This is a genomic window from Streptomyces sp. NPDC002779 (assembly GCF_042888685.1).
GTDB lineage: Bacteria > Actinomycetota > Actinomycetes > Streptomycetales > Streptomycetaceae > Streptomyces.
This window is the reverse complement of record NZ_JBIAQC010000002.1, coordinates 74,980-93,798: the sequence shown is the minus strand read 5'-3', so window position 1 is coordinate 93,798 and position 18,819 is coordinate 74,980. Positions and strand designations below refer to the sequence as shown.

The 18,819-nt window shown below is 71.6% G+C and carries 15 protein-coding genes; 1 reads left to right on the top strand and 14 read right to left on the bottom strand.

The features are described 5' to 3' along the window. Positions 1–26 precede the first annotated feature (26 nt). The 9 genes from ACFYW5_RS06005 to ACFYW5_RS05965 form a co-directional block, all read right to left on the bottom strand. Positions 27–2,339 (bottom strand): xanthine dehydrogenase family protein molybdopterin-binding subunit, encoded by a 2,313-nt coding sequence (locus tag ACFYW5_RS06005; RefSeq protein WP_389415719.1) that lies wholly within the window; start codon positions 2,337–2,339, stop codon positions 27–29. Then, positions 2,336–3,775, bottom strand: coding sequence for a 2Fe-2S iron-sulfur cluster-binding protein (locus ACFYW5_RS06000; protein WP_389415718.1), 1,440 nt, complete (start codon positions 3,773–3,775; stop codon positions 2,336–2,338). The genes ACFYW5_RS06005 and ACFYW5_RS06000 overlap by 4 nt, the downstream gene beginning before the upstream one ends. Next, complete coding sequence (locus ACFYW5_RS05995; protein WP_389415717.1) at positions 3,772–4,665, bottom strand: FAD binding domain-containing protein; 894 nt, start codon at positions 4,663–4,665, stop codon at positions 3,772–3,774. The genes ACFYW5_RS06000 and ACFYW5_RS05995 overlap by 4 nt, the downstream gene beginning before the upstream one ends. Before the next feature lie 225 nt (positions 4,666–4,890). Next, complete coding sequence (locus tag ACFYW5_RS05990; protein ID WP_389415716.1) at positions 4,891–6,519, bottom strand: beta-N-acetylhexosaminidase; 1,629 nt, start codon at positions 6,517–6,519, stop codon at positions 4,891–4,893. A gap of 1 nt (position 6,520) precedes the next feature. Continuing rightward, on the bottom strand, positions 6,521–7,366 hold the full coding sequence (locus tag ACFYW5_RS05985; RefSeq protein ID WP_389415715.1) for a carbohydrate ABC transporter permease: 846 nt from the start codon (positions 7,364–7,366) through the stop codon (positions 6,521–6,523). Further along, positions 7,363–8,244, bottom strand: coding sequence for a carbohydrate ABC transporter permease (locus ACFYW5_RS05980; protein ID WP_389415714.1), 882 nt, complete (start codon positions 8,242–8,244; stop codon positions 7,363–7,365). The genes ACFYW5_RS05985 and ACFYW5_RS05980 overlap by 4 nt, the downstream gene beginning before the upstream one ends. A 5-nt stretch (positions 8,245–8,249) precedes the next feature. Beyond that, positions 8,250–9,542 (bottom strand): extracellular solute-binding protein, encoded by a 1,293-nt coding sequence (locus tag ACFYW5_RS05975; protein ID WP_389415713.1) that lies wholly within the window; start codon positions 9,540–9,542, stop codon positions 8,250–8,252. Between the two features lie 200 nt (positions 9,543–9,742). Further along, a complete protein-coding gene (locus ACFYW5_RS05970) occupies positions 9,743–10,054 on the bottom strand; it encodes a DUF3039 domain-containing protein (RefSeq protein ID WP_389415712.1) in 312 nt (103 codons plus the stop codon). A gap of 30 nt (positions 10,055–10,084) precedes the next feature. After that, positions 10,085–10,657 carry a YqgE/AlgH family protein gene (locus ACFYW5_RS05965; protein ID WP_186287200.1) on the bottom strand — a complete coding sequence of 191 codons (573 nt, stop codon included), beginning with the start codon at positions 10,655–10,657 and terminating at the stop codon, positions 10,085–10,087. A gap of 253 nt (positions 10,658–10,910) precedes the next feature. On the opposite strand from ACFYW5_RS05965, the gene murA reads away from it, so the two are divergent. Continuing rightward, the gene (gene murA, locus ACFYW5_RS05960) at positions 10,911–12,251 is read left to right on the top strand and encodes a UDP-N-acetylglucosamine 1-carboxyvinyltransferase (RefSeq protein WP_389415711.1); all 1,341 of its coding nucleotides are present in this window, start codon (positions 10,911–10,913) and stop codon (positions 12,249–12,251) included. 302 nt (positions 12,252–12,553) lie between these two features. On the opposite strand, the gene ACFYW5_RS05955 is transcribed toward murA, so the two are convergent. The 5 genes from ACFYW5_RS05955 to ACFYW5_RS05935 form a co-directional block, all read right to left on the bottom strand. Continuing rightward, positions 12,554–12,835: an HU family DNA-binding protein gene (locus ACFYW5_RS05955; RefSeq protein WP_007382399.1), complete on the bottom strand. Its 282-nt coding sequence runs from the start codon at positions 12,833–12,835 to the stop codon at positions 12,554–12,556. A 320-nt stretch (positions 12,836–13,155) separates the two neighbouring features. Continuing rightward, the gene (locus ACFYW5_RS05950; protein ID WP_389415710.1) at positions 13,156–14,592 is read right to left on the bottom strand and encodes an NAD-dependent malic enzyme; all 1,437 of its coding nucleotides are present in this window, start codon (positions 14,590–14,592) and stop codon (positions 13,156–13,158) included. A gap of 397 nt (positions 14,593–14,989) precedes the next feature. Beyond that, positions 14,990–17,287 (bottom strand): HelD family protein, encoded by a 2,298-nt coding sequence (locus tag ACFYW5_RS05945; RefSeq protein ID WP_389415709.1) that lies wholly within the window; start codon positions 17,285–17,287, stop codon positions 14,990–14,992. Positions 17,288–17,370: 83 nt separating this feature from the next. Then, positions 17,371–18,132, bottom strand: a complete 762-nt coding sequence (locus tag ACFYW5_RS05940; protein ID WP_389415708.1) for a zf-HC2 domain-containing protein — start codon at positions 18,130–18,132, stop codon at positions 17,371–17,373. A gap of 50 nt (positions 18,133–18,182) precedes the next feature. Further along, positions 18,183–18,767, bottom strand: coding sequence for a sigma-70 family RNA polymerase sigma factor (locus ACFYW5_RS05935; protein ID WP_186287205.1), 585 nt, complete (start codon positions 18,765–18,767; stop codon positions 18,183–18,185). Positions 18,768–18,819 lie beyond the last annotated feature (52 nt).

Sequence of the window (18,819 nt, the reverse complement as noted above, 5' to 3'; positions counted from 1 at the left end):
ACCACTGACAACGCCCGCCCGACGGCTCACGCGCCGCCCGTCACCACCGCCGCCTGGGGGCGGATCGGCAGCCGGTTCACGGGGCGGCCCGTCGCGGCGCGCACCGCCGAGGCGATGGCCGCGGGCGACGCGACCACCGGCACCGCGCTGACCGCCTTCGCGCCGAACGGCGCCACCACGTCCCGTTCCTCCACCAGCTTCACGATCTTGATGTCCGGCGCGTCCAGGGCCGTCGGCAGGGCGTACCCCGTCAGGTCCGGGTGCCGGATCGAGCCGCGGGCGGTGCGCAGGTTCTCGGTGAGCGCGATTCCGACGCCCTGCGTGACGCCCGCCTCGATCCGGGCCACCAGCTGGGCCGGGTTGAGGATCCGGCCGACGTCCTGGGCGAGCGCCAGCTCCACCACGCGCACCGACCCGAGTTCGATGTCGACGTCCACGACCGCGCGGATCGCGCAGAACGCCATGCCCACGAAGGCGTCGCCCTGTCCCGACTCGTCCAGCGGCTCGGTGGGATGCGGACGGCACTGCGCGGTCGCCCACAGCTCCTTGCCGTCCATCGCCTCGGCCACGGTGGTCGACAGGACACCGTCGTACGAGGTGATCTTGCCGTCGGTGATCTGGAGGAGCTCGGTGGACATGCCGAACTTGTGCGCCAGGGGCTGGAGCAGCTGGGTGCGGACCATCTTCGCCGCGCGCTCCACCGCGCCGCCCGACACCCAGGTGTGGCGTCCGCGGCAGCCCGCGCCGGCCGGGGGCTGATCGGTGTCGACCGGGGCCACATGGACCTCGTCGATGCCGAGGGTGTCCTGGACGATCTGCCGGGCCAGCGTGGTGAAGCCCTGCCCGGTCTCGACCGCCGCGCACAGCACCGTGGCGACCCCGTCGTGGACCTTGACCGTGGCCGTGGAGACCTCGTCGGCGCCCTCCGCGCCCAGCATGTGCACCATGCCGAGCCCGTAGCCCACGCCCCGGCGCACCGCGCCCGGTTCACCGGCGCCCTCGGGTCCGCCGGGCAGCAGCCACTCGTCCTCGGGGGTGTCCTTGGGCAGCGGGGGAAGCGGGAAGTCGCGTACCGCCTGGAGGAGTTCGGCGACCGGCGCGGGGCAGGTCACCGTCTGTCCGGTGGGCAGGACGTCACCGGTGGCGAGGGCGTTGCGCAGGCGCAGCTCCGCCGGGTCGACGCCGAGCTTCTTGGCCAGCTTGTCCATCTGCGCCTCGTAGGCGGCGGCCACCTGCATGGCGCCCTCGCCGCGGACGTGGCCGGAGGGCGGGTTGTTGGTGCGTACCGCCCAGCCCTCGATGAAGGCGTTGGGGACGACGTAGGGCCCGCAGGCGAAGGCCACCGCGGCCGCGAGCGCCTCCGAGGAGGTGTCCGCGTACGCGCCCGCGTCCAGCAGGATCTGCGCCTCGACCTTCACCAGCGTGCCCTCGGCGTCCGCGTGATGGCGGTATCTGAGCAGCGTGGGATGCCGGTGGACGTGGCCGAGGAAGGACTCCTCGCGGGTGGCGGTCAGCTTCACCGGGCAGCCGGTGCGCAGCGCCAGCAGGCCGAGCGGGAGCTGGAAGCCCTGGTCCTCGCGGTCGGCGGTGGCGCCGGGGACGCCGGTGACCACGACCTTGACCTGCTCCGGCGCCAGTCCGTAGCAGGCGGCGGCGGTGTCGCGGTCGGTGTGCGGGTCGGTGGAGGCCAGGTACAGCTCCACCCCGCCGTCCGGACGGGGCACCGCGAGGCCCGCCTCGGCGCCGATGGGCGCCGGGTCCTGGCGGCCGATGCGGTAGAGGCCCTCGACGACGATCTCGCCGGCCGCGTCGGGGTCGCCGTGGCGCAGCGGGATGTGCCGGATCAGGTTGCCGTCGGGGTGCAGCGGTTCGGCCTCGAAGGCGTGCTCGGGGTCGGTGACCGGGTCGAGCACTTCGTACTCGACGATGACGGCCGCCGCGGCCATGCGCGCGGTGTCGGGGTGGTCGGCGGCGACGGCGGCGATGGGCTCGCCGTGGTGGCGGACCACCTCGGAGGCGAAGACCGGGCGGTCGGCCTTGCCGCGGCCGTGCACCGGGGTGCCGGGGACGTCCTCGTGGGTGACGACGGCGTGCACGCCGGGCATCTCGCGCGCGTGGGTGGTGTCGATCGACAGGATGCGCGCGTGCGCGTGCGGGGAGCGCAGCACGGCCGCCCACAGCAGGCCCTCGGCCCACAGGTCGGCCGCGTAGGGGAAGGTGCCCTCGGTCTTGGCCCGGGCGTCGGCGGACGGCAGGGAGGCGCCGAGGCCGTGCGGGATCGGTTCGGGGGCGGGGGCTGTCTCCGCGGGGGTGGGCGCGGTGGCGGCTTCGTTGCTCACGCCTGGCCTCCGTCCTGTCCGTACGCCTGGTCATGCGGTGCCTGGCGGGGCTCGAAGGCCGACGGATGCACCCCGCCGCCCCCGGGGCCCGCCTGGTGCGGGATGCGTGCCTCGTCGGAGTCGCCGTCGCCGGCGCTGTGCGCCTCGCGTTCGGCGACGACCTCCTTGACCGCGTCGACGACGCCCCGGTAGCCGGAGCAGCGGCACAGGTTGCCGCAGAGCGCCTGGCGGGTCTCCAGCTCGGTCGGGGCGGGGTTGCCCTCCAGCAGGTCGTGCACGGTCATCGCCATGCCGGGCACGCAGAAGCCGCACTGCACGGCGCCGCACCGGGCGAGCGCGCGCTGCACGTCGGAGGGCTGTCCGTCGGCGGCGAGCCCTTCGACGGTGCGGACCTCGCTGCCGGCGGCGGTCACGGCGGGCACCAGGCAGGAGGCGACGAGCCGTCCGTCGACCTGGACGTTGCAGGCCCCGCACTCGCCCTGCGAGCAGCCGTCCTTGGCACCCGCGAGCCCGAGCCGCTCGCGCAGCACGTACAGCAGCGACTCGCCGATCCAGGCGTCGGTGACGGGCCGGTCGGCGCCGTTCACCCGCAGCACGTAGGAGGCGAGGGGGTGTTCCTCACCGGGCAGCGAGGACTCGGAGGACGCGGACGGCTCTACGGCGCTCTCGGCGGCGTTCCCGGCTCCCCCGGGCTCCTGGGCCTCCTCGTCGGCCCCGTCGGCCTCACGGGCCTCTGGAGCGTCCTGTGAGGCCCGCTGAGACTCCTCGGGGGCGTCGGGCGCGGGCTGTTCGGGTTCGGCCGTCCCGGCGTCGGCGGGCACGTGCGCGTGCGGGGCGTGCGGCTCGGCGGTGTGCTCGGCCGGTTCGGGCGGGCGCGGCCCCCACGGCTCGCCGATCGCCTCGGTCGCCCAGGGCGCGGCCGCGCCGCCGGGGAGGGTGGCCGGCGGGGTGCCGCCCCACTGCTCGACCAGCGCGGAGGTGGTGAACTCGCCTGATTCGTCCGGAAGGTCGCCGCCCGCGACGGGGATCGACCACTGGCCGGTGACGTCATGGCCGGGCGCGCTCCCGGCGGCCGGGGCGTCCTCGAAGGTCCACTGCCCGGTGGCACCGGGGTTGTACGTGAACCGGTCGTTCCCGGCCTCCTCGGTGCCCGCGTTCGCGTCGGGCCACTGGACGCCGCCCGGGGGCATCGTCCAGCTCCCGGTGGCCGCGGGGTCGGTGCCCGCGGTGGTGGCGGGCGTGACCGTGATGGGCGGCGGCACATAGCCGTGGCCGGGGGCGGCCAGCGGGCTGTCGGCGGAGGCCGGCAGGGCGTCGACGCCGCCCTCGGGCAGCTCCACGAAGGCGGTGGCCCCGTCGTCGTAGTCGCCCTGCGGCAGCGGGTCCCAGCGGCCCGCGCCCTGCCGGGCGCCCTCTCCGTGCCGGTCGTCGGTCACGACAGCGCCCTCCCCAGTGCTCGTCGGGCCAGCGCGGCGACGGTGCGCCGCAAGTGCAGTACGGCGGGCGGCAGCGGCTCCACGGAGCCGTCCTCGGCCGGTCCCGGCTCGGGGATGCAGGCCGCGGCGACGTACTCGCCGAAGGCGGCCAGCGCCTCCGGCAGGATCGCGCGGTCGTTGTCCCAGTCGATCAGCTGCGCGACCCACTGCTCGGCCTCCAGGGGCCGCAGCGGCATCGGCGCTATGGCGCCCACGGCGCACCGCACACCCCGCCGGGCGGGGTCGAGGACCAGGGCCACGGAGGCGAGGGCGCGCCCGGGTCCGGTGCGGCCGGTCGCCTTGAGGAAGACCTGGGGGGCGTGCAGCAGCGGCACGCGCACGTAGCCGATGAGTTCGCCGGCCCGCAGCATCTCCATGCCGGCCAGCAGATGCGACACCGGGATCTCCCGGCGGGCCCCGCCCGGACCGGCGATGATCAGCGTCGCCTCCAGGGCGGCCAGCACCGGCAGCGCGTCGCCGGTGGGGGCGGCGGTGGCGATGTTGCCGCCCAGGGTGCCGGCGTTGCGGATCTGCGGCGGGCCCGCGGCGCGCGCGGACGCGGCGAGCGCCGGGATGAGGGCGGCGAAGTCGGGGCGGCCCATGCGGGCGTGGGTGAGCCCGGCGCCGAGCAGGGCGTGGCCGTCCTGGTACTGCCAGCCGCGGATCTCGCTGATCTTGCCGAGACCGACCAGCGCGGCGGGTCTGAGCTGCCCGGAGTTGACCGAGGTCATCAGATCGGTGCCGCCGGCCACGGGAACGGCGGCCGGCACGGCGGCGAGCGCCGCCACGGCCTCGTCCAGTGTCGTGGGCAGCGTGACGGCCTGCCCCGCCTGCGGTGCGTGCGTGGTCAAACCGGCTGCCCCTTCCCGCTGCCCCACCTGGTCCCACCTGTTGCTGCCGTACGGTACGTGCTGACAGGGCGGACGTGGCAACTCTGGCACATCTTCGCGGGGCCCGAACGCGGGGGTCCGCTAGGAGGCATTCGCCCACTTCACCGGGGAGATGGTCCGTTTTCTTCCGGTATTTCCGGTGCGTGCGAATTGCCTCTCTTCGGTGACCCTGCCGCGGTTTCTCCCCTACTTGTCGGGGGGCGGCCCGTCGAGCGGGCGGCCGAGCACTCCGGGACGCCGCTGCCACGGACGCGGCCCGGTGGGCGGGCGGTAGGCGACACCCAGGGCGTCGAGGCGGGCGTAATGGGCCGTCATCCGCCGCTCGAAGTCGGCGAAGTCCCGCTCGTCCGGGGCGGGCAGGCGGCTCCACGCCACCTCGGCGAAGGCCGCGAGCCGGGGAAACGCCTGGTAGTCCACGCGCGCGGAATCCTCCATCACCTCGGTCCACACATTGGCCTGCGTCCCGAGCACATGCCGGGCCTCCCGCTCGGTCAGGGCGTCCGGAACGGGCTCGAACCGGTAGACGTCCTCCAGGGTGCGGACGTAGCCGATGGGCACCGGCTCGTCCTCGCCCGCGTCCTGGCGGTGGTCCAAGTACACGTACTGCTCCGGGCACATGACGACGTCGTGTCCCGCGCGCGCGGCGGCGATTCCGCCCTCGTAGCCGCGCCACGACGAGACGGCGGCGCCCTTGGCGAGGCCGCCCTCCAGGATCTCGTCCCAGCCGATGAGCCTGCGCCCGCGCGCGGAGAGCCAGGTGTCGAAGTGCCCGATGAACCACGCCTGGAGGCCGTCCTCGCCGGCGAGTCCGAGTTCCGCGATACGGGCCTGGGCGGCCGGTGACCGCCGCCACTGGTCCTTCAGGCATTCGTCGCCGCCGACATGGATGAACTCCGAGGGGAACAGCTCCAGGAGTTCCTCGAACACCCCCTCGTAGAAGCGCAGGGTGTTGTCAGTGGGGGCGAGTACGTTGGCGGTGATTCCCCAGGTGTCCCAGACCGTCAGGGAGGCGGTGTCGATGACGTCGGTGTTGCCGAGTTCCGGATACGCGGCGATGGCGGCCTGCGAGTGGCCGGGCACGTCGATTTCGGGGACGACGGTGATATGCCGCTCGGCGGCGTAGGCGACGATCTCGCGGATGTCGTCCTGGGTGTAGTAGCCCCCGTGCGGCTTCTCCTCCCACAGCGGGGAGGCGCGGTGGCCGAATTTCGTACGGGCCCGCCAGGAGCCGACCTCGGTGAGCCGGGGGTACTTCCTGATCTCGACGCGCCAGCCCTGGTCGTCGGTCAAGTGGAAGTGGAGGACGTTGAGTTTGTGCGCGGCCATCAGGTCGAGGTAGCGCAGGACCCCGTCCTTGGGCATGAAGTGCCGGGCCACGTCGAGCATGAGGCCGCGCCAGCCGAAGCGGGGTGAGTCCTGGACGTGGAGCAGGGGCACCTTCCATCGCCGTCCGGGCAGCGGGGCGCGCCGGAAGGCGTCCGGGCCGAGCAACTGCCGTAGCGTCTGGGCGCCCCAGAAGAGACCCGCGGGGCCGCCGCCCACCACGTGCACCCCCTGGGGCAGGACGTCGACGCGGTAGCCCTCCTCCCCGAGGTCCTTGGTGACCATCGGGTGGATGGACAGGCGGATGACGTCGTCCTCGTCCGCCCTCCCGGGTGCCAGCGGCAGGCCGCAGGCCGCGCCCAGCGTGGCGCGCAGCCAGCGTTCCGTCCGTTCCGTGCCCTCTCCCGCGGACATCCTCGTCGCGGGGCCCAACTCGTAGAAGTGCGCACCACAGGTCGTCACCTGACCCGGCACCGGAATCAGTTCAGTCACGTCAGTCCTTTACCGCTCCGCCCAGCCCCGAGACCAGCCGTCGCTGTACGAGTACGAAGAACACCAGCACCGGAATCGTCATCACCGTCGACGCGGCCATCACGCCGCCCCAGTCCGGCTCGTCCGGCTTGTAGAAGACCAGCAGGGCCATCGGCAGCGTCGACTGCGAGGTGTCGCTGATGATGAACGACTTGGCGAACAGGAAGTCGTTCCAGGCCGAGATGAAGGAAAACACGCTCGTGGCCACCAGCCCCGGCAGTACGAGCGGGAAAAGGATCTGCCACAGAAAGCGCGCCCGGCTCGCCCCGTCGAGGTACGCGGCCTCCTCCAGGGACTCCGGGACCGCTTTCACGAAACCCCGCAGCATCCAGATCGCGAACGGCAGCGAGAAGGCGATGTGCGGCAGGATCAGCGAGCCCAGCGTGTTCAGCTGACCGGCGTCCCGCATGAGGAAGAACAACGGGATGGTGAGGGCCTCCACGGGCACCGTCTGGGCCACCAGAAACATGATCAGCAAGGTGGTCCGGAAGCGGAACCGGAATCGGGTCACGGCGGTCGCCGCGAGAAACGCGATCAGTGCCGAGGCGATCACCACGGCCCCCGCCACGACAAGGCTGTTGAGGAAGTAGCGGCCGAATTCCTGCTGTTCGAACACGCGCCGGAAGGAATCCAGTGAGGGCGCCGTCGTCCAGGGCCGCGCCTCGGTCGACTCGATCTCACCGGCCGGTTTGAAGGCGCTGAGCACCATCCAGTACAGCGGGAAGGCGACGACCGCCGCGACCAGCAGGGCGGTCGCTTCGGCGGCGAACCGCCACGGCCGGGCCACAAGGCCCCGAGGAAGTTTCACAGCTCCTCCCCCTGCCGGCGCAGCAGCCGCAGGTACCCCAGGGTCACGGCGAGCAGGATCAGCAGCATCACGACCCCGATCGCCGAGCCGAGGCCGTACTGCGAGGACGCGAACGCCTGCTGGTACGCGTACACGTTGAGCACCAGGTTCTGGCCCGCGATGCCGCCGCCGTTGGTCATGACGTAGATCTGCGTGAAGACCTTGAAGTCCCAGATGACCGACTGGACGGTGACGACGACCAGGATCGGGCGCAGGATCGGCGTGAGCACGGACCGCCAGATCCGCCACTGCGAGGCGCCGTCCAGGGCGGCGGCCTCCAGCACTTCGGCCGGTACGGCGCGGATGCCGGCGTAGACCGTGACCATCACGAACGGGAAGGAGCACCAGACCACTTCGAGCAGGACCAGGAAGAAGGCGCTGTACCGCCCGTACGTCCATGAGTGGTCGCCGAGGCCCAACAGGCGGTTTACCGGGCCGGATTCGGCGTCGAAGAGGAACAGCCAGACCGTGGAGCCGGTGACGGCGGGGGTGGCCCAGGCCCCCAGCGCCGCGAGCATCAGGGCGAGCCGGGGCACGGCACGCACCCGGGTGAGCAGGACCGCCAGCGCGCACCCGACGGCCAGCGTCGACACGACGCACGCCGCCGCGAACACCACGGTCGCCAGCAGCACCTCCCAGAACCGGGAGTCCCCGAACAGCTCGGCGTAGTTCCCGAATCCTTCGAAGGTGGTCGGCTCTCCCCCGCTGACCTGGGCCTGGGTGTAGTGGAAGAGGGAGATGAGCCCGAGCTGGTAGATGGGGTAGGCGAGCAGGCCGCCGAGGACGACGAGCGCGGGGGCGAGGTAGAGCCAGGGGGTCCAGGTGGCGCGGTGGGTCATGGAGGTCACCCGACGGAACCGAACGCGTCGTTCATCTTCCGCGCCGCGTCCGCCGAGGCCTCGGCCACCGACTTCTTGCCGCTCACGATCTCCTGGAACATCGTCGGCAGGACGAGCGAGGAGTCGATCTGCGACCAGGCCGGCGACGCCGGGACGAACTTCGCGCCGGCGCCCAGGGTCTCGACGAACGGCTTCACGAACGGCTCCTTCGCCGCCGCCCGCTGCCGTACGTCGGAGAAGGTCGGCAGGAAGCCCATCGCGTCGAACATGGCCGCCTGCGTCCGCTTGGACGCGAGCCGCTTCATCAGGTCGACCGCGAGGGTGCGGTGCGCGGTGCTCTTCAGTACGCCGATGTTGTTGCCGCCCGCGAAGGCGGGAGCGATGGAGCCCGCCTCCACTCCCGGCAGCGGCACGACCGCGTACTTGCCCTTGACCTTCCCCGCCTCCACGGCCGCATGGCTGAAGTCCCCGCCGATCGCCATCCCCGCCTTGCCGGAGGCGAACGCGGTCACCGTGTCGTTGCCGCCCATGCCGGCGCAGGTCGAGGCGGGGCAGTTGTCGTCGCCGAAGAGGGAGGTGTACGCCTTGATGCCCTTCCGCGCGGCCGGGCTGTCGATGGCGGAGGCGTACGAGCCGCCCTTGCCCGTGGCGAGTTCGCCGCCGTGGGCCCAGACGAACGGCATCGCGCCGTAGGTGTAGGCGCCGCCGACCGCGAGCCCGTACATCCCGGGCTCGGCGGCCCGGATCTCCTTCGCGGTGGAGACCAGTTCGGCCTGGGTCCGCGGTACGTCGAGCCCGAGCTCGTCGAAGAGGTCCGTGCGGTAGTACAGCGCCCGTACGCCGACGAAGAAGGGCGCGCCGTACACCTTGCCGTCCACGGTGACCGACTGTTTCGCCGTGGGGTCGGTGTCCTCGGCCTCCGCCCAGGCGCCGAACTCCCCGGTGACGTCGAGGAGTCCGCCGTCCCGTACATAGCCGGCGGTGTCAGTGTTGCCGTACTCGATGACGTCGGGCGCGCTGGCGGGGTCATTGAAGGCGGCCTTGATGCGCTGGGCGCGGGTCTCGACGGGGATGTACTCGACGGTGACGTCGGTGCCCTCGTGGGCCTTCTCGAAGGCGGCGAGGACGGAGTCGACGACCTTCTCCTTCGGCTTGTTGCCGACCTCCTGGAAGAGCCAGACCCGGAGCGTGCCGGTCTTCTCGTCCTTGTCGGAGGAGGAGTTGTCGGACGTCTGGGGAGCGCAGGCGGTGGCGGCCATGACGGCGAGGAGCACGGCCAGACGGGCGGGGAGCTTCATGGAGCAACCTCCGGGGTGTTGCAACATATGCAATGGCTGTTTTGCTCTGCACAACAACATCCGGAGGTTATGGACTACCCGAACAGGTCCACAAGAGGTCTCAACCACTTCGTGACAACGCGAAGGCCCCCGCGACGCGCCTCAGCGCGCCCCGGGGGCCTTCGAACGTCGGACGACCGCAGGGCCGGACGACGGGCGGTCTACTTCTTGTCGCCGCCCTTGCCCTTGCCCTTGTCGTCGCCGCCGGCGCCCATGGACTCGTAGATCTCCTTGCACATGGGGCACACGGGGTACTTCTTCGGGTCGCGGCCGGGCACCCAGACCTTGCCGCACAGCGCCACGACGGGCGTCCCGTCGAGGGCGCTCGCCATGATCTTGTCCTTCTGGACGTAGTGGGCGAAGCGCTCGTGGTCACCGTCGCCGTGGGACACCTGCGGCGTCGGCTCTACGAGGGTCCCCGTACCAGTCCCGCGCTGCGGCTGCGGCTGGGTCTCAGGCTCAAGAGTGCTCATAACAACCAAGAGTACTGAAGCTCACATGCGTCAGTTGAGCGAAGGGTCGTCCGGATACGTGGCCACCATCGCGAGTTCGTTGCGCTGCCTGCGCAGGACCTCGCGCCAGAGCCGCTCCGGGGCCGGGGACGACACGTCACCGGGCTCGGACTCCACGACGTACCAGGCGCCCTCCACCAGCTCGTCCTCCAGCTGGCCGGGCCCCCAGCCGGCGTACCCGGCGAAGATCCGCAGCGAGCCGAGGGCCGAGGCGAGCAGCTCGGGCGGGGCCTCCAGGTCCACGAGCCCGATCGCGCCGTGCACCCGGCGCCAGCCCAGCGGCGCGCTCTCGCCGCTCGCCCCGCCGGGGATGACGGCGACGCCGAGGGCGGAGTCGAGGGAGACCGGGCCGCCCTGGAAGACGACGCCGGGTTCACCGGCCAGGTCGCCCCAGCCCTCCAGGATGTCGCCCACGTCCACCGGGGTCGGACGGTTGAGGACGACGCCGAGGGAGCCCTCCTCGTCGTGGTCGAGGAGCAGCACCACCGCGCGGTCGAAGTTCGGGTCCGCCAGGGCGGGCGTGGCCACGAGCAGCCGCCCTGTGAGCGAGGACACCTCGGTCATGCCAGACATGATCCCGCATCTTCGCTTCGCGTGGGGAGGCAATGCGGGTAAGGGAGTGAACGCAGCTCAGCGACGGAATCGAGCGCTCCCGGCGCGCGCCGGGCCCCGGTGACCGCTCGTGCCCGGCGGCGAACGGTTCGTGTTGTGACACAGCTATGACGCATCCGGGCCGTACGCGGGCTTACAGAAGGGGGGCCCACGGCGATTACCCTGTTTCCTCGGCCCCTGCCCCACTCATCGGAACGCGAGATACATGACCGTCAACGACGATGTCCTGCTTGTCCACGGCGGAACCCCGCTGGAGGGCGAGATCCGTGTCCGCGGCGCGAAGAACCTCGTGCCGAAGGCGATGGTCGCCGCCCTGCTGGGCAGTGAGCCAAGCCGGCTGCGCAACGTTCCGGACATCCGTGACGTGCGAGTCGTACGCGGGCTGCTGCAATTGCACGGGGTGACGGTCCGTCCGGGCGAGGAGCCCGGCGAACTGGTGATGGACCCCTCGCACGTGGAGAGCGCGAACGTCGCTGACATCGATGCCCACGCGGGCTCCTCGCGCATCCCGATCCTCTTCTGCGGCCCGCTCCTGCACCGCCTCGGGCACGCGTTCATCCCCGGTCTCGGCGGCTGCGACATCGGCGGCCGGCCCATCGACTTCCACTTCGAGGTGCTGCGGCAGTTCGGGGCGACCATCGAGAAGCGGGCGGACGGCCAGTTCCTGGAGGCTCCGCAGCGGCTGCGCGGCACGAAGATCCGGCTGCCGTACCCGTCGGTGGGCGCGACCGAGCAGGTGCTGCTGACGGCCGTCCTCGCGGAGGGCGTCACCGAGCTCTCGAACGCGGCCGTGGAGCCCGAGATCGAGGACCTGATCTGCGTCCTGCAGAAAATGGGCGCCATCATCGCGATGGACACCGACCGCACGATCCGCATCACCGGTGTGGACAAGCTCGGCGGCTACAACCACCGCGCGCTGCCGGACCGGCTGGAGGCGGCCTCCTGGGCGTCCGCGGCGCTGGCGACCGAGGGCAACATCTACGTCCGTGGCGCCCAGCAGCGCTCGATGATGACGTTCCTGAACACCTACCGCAAGGTGGGCGGCGCCTTCCGGATCGACGACGAGGGCATCCGTTTCTGGCACCCCGGTGGCCAGTTGACGTCCATCGCCCTGGAGACGGACGTGCACCCCGGCTTCCAGACGGACTGGCAGCAGCCGCTGGTGGTGGCCCTCACCCAGGCGACGGGCCTGTCGATCGTCCACGAGACGGTCTACGAGTCCCGCCTCGGCTTCACCTCCGCGCTCAACCAGATGGGCGCCCACATCCAGCTCTACCGCGAGTGCCTCGGCGGCTCCGACTGCCGCTTCGGCCAGCGCAACTTCCTGCACTCCGCGGTCGTGTCCGGCCCCACGAAGCTCCAGGGCGCCGACCTGGTCATCCCCGACCTCCGCGGCGGCTTCTCCTACCTCATCGCAGCCCTCGCGGCCCAGGGCACCTCCCGAGTCCACGGCATCGAACTCATCAACCGCGGCTACGAGAACTTCATGGAGAAGCTCGTGGAGCTGGGCGCGAAGGTGGAGCTGCCGGGCAAGGCGCTCGGCTGACGGCGCACCCCTGACTGCGGCCCCGAGCACGCCTGCCTGCGGCTGGGGGTCCGGGGGTCATCCCCCGGGCAAGCACAGCATGGAGAAGCTCGTGGAGCTCGGCGCGAAGGTGGAGCTGCCGGGCAAGGCGCTCGGGTAGCCGGGGCCGTCGTACGAACGCCGATGGGGCGGTCACCCCGTTCAGGGTGACCGCCCCATGCGCGTTCACTGCACGCCGGTCAGGGGCGCGGGGAACTGCGCGAGGAACCACAACGGGCCCGCAGTCGCCCACGGCGCCGAGCCGCAACGGCGAACAGGCGCCCTTACTTGCCCTTGGCGGCTTCCTTGAGCTTCGAGCCCGCGGAGACCTTGACGCTGTAGCCGGCCGGGATCTGGATCGGGTCGCCGGTCTGCGGGTTGCGCGCGGTGCGAGCGGCACGGTGGGTGCGCTCGAAAGTCAGGAAGCCGGGGATGGTGACCTTCTCGTCGCCCTTGGCGACGATCTCGCCGACGGTCTCGGCGAACGCGGCCAGCACGGCATCGGCGTCCTTGCGGGTCACCTCGGCGCGGTCGGCCAGGGCGGCCACCAGCTCACTGCGGTTCATGTTGTTACTCCCGTGTTCTTCTTGCTGTTGAGGCGTGCCACGCGGCGGAGCCGCATAGTGGGCACAGCGAAGCCGATGCTGCCAGGGTCCTCGGACAGTCCCCGGACCCGGGTCCGTCGTCAGACCCTCGCGCCCAGAGACGCATCCTGCCCCTACCTGCGGCGGGAAAGCCAATCCGGCACCCGTCCGAGTCGTGAGAACACCCTTGGGAGTCACACGAAAAGAGGGTCTGAGCCTGGCCGTCACCATAAACGGATGCCCCGGGCCGCCGGTTCCACGACGCGCCGCGACAAAGACTTGCCGTGGCGATCGTCACGTCGTCAGACGCCGCCGGAGTGGTCGCCCGGCGCCAGCCCGGCCGCCTTCGCCGCTTCCCGCACCGCGCCCGCCACCGCGCCCGCGACCTTGTCATTGAAGACGCTCGGGATGATGTAGTTCGGGTTCAGCTCGTCCTCGGTCACCACGGCCGCCAGCGCCTTCGCGGCCGCGAGCATCATGTCGGTGTTGACCGTGCGGGACTGCGCGTCCAGCAGACCGCGGAAGACACCCGGGAAGACCAGCACGTTGTTGATCTGGTTCGGGAAGTCGGAGCGGCCGGTGGCCACAACTGCCGCCGTCTGACGGGCGATTGCCGGGTCCACCTCGGGGTCGGGGTTCGCGAGCGCGAACACGATGGCGCCCTCCGCCATCGCGGCCACGTCGGTGCCGTCGAGGACGTTCGGCGCCGAGACACCGATGAAGACGTCCGCGCCGCGCACCGCCTCCTTCAGCGTGCCGGTCAGGCCCTCGGGGTTGGTGTTGTCGGCGATCCAGCGCAGCGGCGAGTCGGGGGCGGCGTCCACCAGGTCCGCGCGGCCCGCGTGCACCACGCCGTGGATGTCGGCGACGACGGCGTTCTTCACCCCGGCCGCGAGCAGCAGCTTCAGGATGGCCGTACCGGCCGCGCCGGCGCCGGACATGACGACCCGGATGCCCTCGATCGACTTGGCGGCCACCCGCAGCGCGTTGGTGAGCGCCGCGAGCACCACGATCGCCGTGCCGTGCTGGTCGTCGTGGAAGACGGGGATGTCCAGCGCCTCGCGCAGCCGCGCCTCGATCTCGAAGCAGCGGGGCGCCGAGATGTCCTCGAGGTTGATGCCGGCGAAGCCGGGGGCGATGGCCTTCACGATCTGGACGATGGCGTCGGTGTCCTGGGTGTCCAGGCAGATCGGCCAGGCGTCGATCCCGGCGAACCGCTTGAACAGGGCCGCCTTGCCCTCCATGACCGGCAGTGCGGCCTTGGGCCCGATGTTGCCCAGGCCGAGCACCGCGGAGCCGTCGGTGACGACCGCGACGGAGTTGCGCTTGATGGTGAGCCGGCGGGCGTCCTCGGGGTTCTCGGCGATGGCCATGCAGACCCGGGCCACACCCGGCGTGTAGACCATGGACAGGTCGTCACGGTTGCGGATGGGATGCTTGGACTGCATCTCGATCTTGCCGCCGAGGTGCATCAGGAACGTACGGTCCGAGACCTTGCCGAGGGTGACGCCCTCGATGCCCCGGAGCTCCTCGACGATCTCGTCGGCGTGGGCGGTGGACGACGCCGCGATGGTGACGTCGATACGGAGCTTCTCGTGCCCGGACGCGGTGACGTCGAGGCCGGTGACCGAGCCTCCGGAGGACTCCACGGCGGTGGTGAGCTGCGAGACGGCCGTTCCGCTCGCGGGCACCTCCAACCGGATGGTCATCGAGTAGGAGACGCTGGGCGCCGTTGCCATGGCCGACTTCCTCTGCTTTCACCGTGTCGCGAAGTTGTGCCGTCCGATCGTCGCACCTACCGCTCAGTACGTGGTAGCCGCCCTGGATTGCGGACTTTTTGTTCACCGGTGGACGACGAGTTCGGAAAACATCTTCCACGATACGAGAATCGATCAGCCAGGGTTACGACAACAAAGAGGCCCACGTCACACGGACGTGGGCCTCTCGGTCGTTCAGTGACACCGACCCGCCATGCTCGCCTCGCGGCAAGTGGTCGCTCGTAGCGACGAAGGTTGGGCCCGGGGGCTTGGATCGGGCCGGTGCCACACCCAGGCTAACAAACCCGGCCCGTAAGACCATTCCCGTCCCGCGAGTCAGTCCCGCGGAAGGCCGAGCCGGTCCCGCCGAAGGGGCGAATCAGTCCCGCAGAAGGTCCGGCACCCCCGTCGCGTCCGGCTCGTCCCGCTCGGCCGAGACCACCGTCAGCTGCTGGGTGGCGCGGGTGAGGGCGACGTAGAGCACGCGCAGGCCGGCCGGGGACTCGTCGGCGATCTCCGCGGGCGAGACGACGACCGTCGCGTCGTACTCCAGGCCCTTGGCCTCCAGGCTGCCGAGGGCCACCACCCGGTCGCCGAGTCCGGAGAGCCAGCGGGTGGCCTCCTCGCGGCGCTGCATGGCGACGACGACCCCGACGGTGCCGTCGACCCGGTCGAGCAGCCGGGCGGCCTCCTCGCGGACGGTCCGGCCGAGCGACTCGCGCACGACGGCGAACCGCGGCTCGACCCCCGTCGAGCGGACGGCGGACGGCGACTCGGAGCCGGGCATGGCGAGCGCCAGCACCTTCGCCGCCAGCTCGGCGATCTCCGCGGGGTTGCGGTAGTTCACGGTGAGCCGGAAGCGGCGGCGCGGACGGCTGCCGAGGGCCTCGTCGCGGGCCTCGGCGGCCTCGTCCGGGTCGGACCAGGAGGACTGGGCCGGGTCCCCGACGACCGTCCAGGTGGCGTGCCGGCCGCGGCGGCCGACCATGCGCCACTGCATCGGGGTGAGGTCCTGGGCCTCGTCGACGATGACATGGGCGTACTCGACGCGCTCCTGCGCGAGGCGCTCGGCGCGTTCGCGCTGGGTCTCCTCGCGGACCGGCATCAGCTCCTCCAGCCCGGTGAGCTGGTCGAGCGGGTCCAGTTCGCGCCGCTTCCTGGGGCGGGCCGGGGTGCCGAGGATCGCCTGCAGCTCGTCGAGCAGGGCGATGTCGTGCACGGACCAGCCGTCCCGGCGCAGGGAGCGGGCGACCCGGCGGATCTCGCCCGGGTTGAGGACGCGCCGGGCCCAGCGGCCGAGGCGCTTCTCGTCGGCCATCGCCTCGAGCACGGCCCTCGGGGTCAGCTCGGGCCACCAGGCGTCGAGGAACTCGATGAAGGAGTCCTCGCCGGTCACGTCCTCGTCGAAGGAGGAGCGCAGCTCGGCCGCGAGCTCGGGGTCGGTGTGCCGGCCGGCGCTCCCGGAGCGCGACCACAGGGCGTCCAGCAGGAGCTTGCGGGCGCGCGGGCGCAGCAGGTTCACCGGCGCGGTGCCGCTGAGGGCGGTGCGGCGGATCTCGGCCAGTTCCCCGGCTTCCAGCTCGATGCGGCGGCCGAAGGCGACCACGCGGAGCCGGTCCGGAGAATCGTTCAGCTCCAGCGCTCCGCGCGCGGCCTTCCGCACCACCTTGAGCATGCGGTACGAGCCCTTGGCGCGGGCCGTGGCCGGGGAGTCGTACAGCGTGGCCTCGGCGCCGTCGACCAGCGAGCCGATCGACCGGATCGCGACCTGGCCCTCCTCGCCCAGCGAGGGGAGCACACCCTCGGTGTACGCCACCAGCAGCGGGGTCGGCGAGACGATCAGGATGCCGCCCGCGTACCGGCGCCGGTCCTGGTAGAGCAGGTAGGCGGCGCGGTGCAGGGCGACGGCCGTCTTCCCGGTCCCCGGGCCGCCCTCGACGTAGGTGACGGAGGCGGCGGGGGCGCGGATGACCAGGTCCTGCTCGGCCTGGATGGAGGCGACGATGTCCCGCATGGTGTGGGTGCGGGCCTGTCCGAGGGCGGCCATCAGGGCGCCGTCGCCGATCACGGGCAGTGCGTCGCCGCCCAGGAACGCCGTGAGCTCGGGTCTCATCAGGTCGTCCTCGACGCCGAGGACCCGGCGGCCCTTGGAGCGGATGACCCGGCGCCTGACGACCCGGCCGGGGTCGACCGGCGTGGAGCGGTAGAAGGGGGCGGCGGCGGGCGCCCGCCAGTCGATGACCAGCGGGGCGTAGTCGGTGTCGAGGACCCCGATCCGCCCGATGTGCAGGGTCTCGGCGATGTCGGCGGTGTTGTCGGAGCGCACCGCGCCGTCGGCGGGCTCCACGGCGGTGTAGGCGCCGTCCGGGCCCTTCTTGCCGTCCTTGCCGAGCAGCAGGTCGATCCGGCCGAAGAGGAAGTCCTCGTACTCGTTGTTCAGCCGGTTGAGGTGGACGCCCGCCCGGAAGACCTGGGCGTCCCGCTCGGCGAGCGCTCCGGGGGTGCCGACCTGGCCGCGCCTGGCCGCGTCGTGCATGAGGAACTCGGCCTCATGGATCTTTTCCTCGAGGCGCCGGTACACCCGGTCCAGGTGTTCCTGTTCAACGCTGATCTCGCGGTCCCGGACCGAATCCGGGACCGCACCGACCGCGGTTTCCTGCTGAGCCTGTGCGGCCACCGGGCCCCCTTCTGACGTGCTGGGCAGCCGTCAACCGTACGCGAAGGGGGGCCCTGGAAGCTATGCGTCCGCCCGGAGCGGCCTCACGCGTCCACCTCGACCAGCCGCTTGCCGTCGAAGGTCAGCACCTCGAAGCGCTCGATCTCCTCGGGCGTGAAGGCCGCCCCGCCGTGCACGTACAGCGGCTGGCGGGCCTGCTCGGTGCGGGCGTTCGGGATGCCGTAGCCCCACTTCGGGACGGACCAGGAGGTGATCGTCTCGCGTTCGCCGTTCTTTCCCACGGCGATCAGGGAGCACTTCTCCGGACCGGTGACGTTCTTCAGCTCCAGCACGGCGTGGGTGCCCCAGGCCTTCGTCTCCATGGCGACGGTCGCGGAGACCTTGGTGGAGGCGTCCCGGCCGGAGACCCGGTCCGGCATGACGTCGAAGGCGGCCTTGGCGGGGCTGGTGGCGTGCGCCTCGGTGGACGTGCCGCCCTCGTCGCCGGTGGTGGCGATGGCGGCGACCGGGCCGCCGACGATCAGCGCGGCCGCGGCGGCCACCATGTAGAAGCTGCGGCGGCGGGTCAGCGCGCGGCGCTCGGCGACCTCGTCGACCAGGTTGTGCACCAGGCGCGGGCTGGGCTTGGCCGACAGCGACTCGCCGATGGCGGGTGTGCCGGCGCCGGGCAGATCCGCGAGCGCGGCCAGCATCGGCTCCATCCCGGCGAGCTCGTCGAGCTGCTGGGCGCACCACTCGCAGGTCGCGAGGTGCATCTCGAAAGCGGTTGCCTCGGCGTCGTCGAGGATCCCGAGGGCGTAGGCGCCGACGGTCTCGTGCTCGTTCGCGCCCGAAGATCCCTGCATGGGGCCAGTCATACCCGGACCCCCTGCTCCGTATCCCCCGTAGGTGTTCATCACGCCGTCACCCCCCGCTCCTCCAGTGCCAGCTTCATCGACCGCAGGGCGTAGAACACCCGGGAACGGACGGTGCCGCTGGGTATGCCGAGCGTCTCGGCCGCCTCGTTCACGGTACGTCCCTTGAAGTACGTCTCGACGAGCACCTCCCGGTGGGCGGGGGTCAGGTCGTCGAGCGCGTCCGACAGCGTCATCAACCACAGCGCCTTGTCGATCTCGTCCTCCGCGGGGATGACCTCCAGCGGCGACGGATCGACCTCCTGCGGCCGGGCCTGCCGGCTGCGGTGGCCGTCGATGACGATGCGCCGGGCGACCGTCACCAGCCAGGGGCGTACCGATCCGGTCGCTCGATTGAGCTGGCCGGCGTTCTTCCAGGCACGGATGAGCGTCTCCTGCACGACGTCCTCGGCGCGCTGCCGGTCGCCGGCGACCAGCCGGAGCACATACGCGAGCAGGGGTCCGGCGTGCTCTCTGTACAGAGCACGCATCAGCTCCTCGTCAGGTTCAACCGAGGGCTGGGACATGCGATGTCGGGCCCTCGATCCACGTTCTTTGGCCACGGCCGCATCCTTGCGCACGCCCACCTCCGGTGTCCCCGATTCATCTGGGCTCCCCCAGTCAGTCGCTCCACCACCG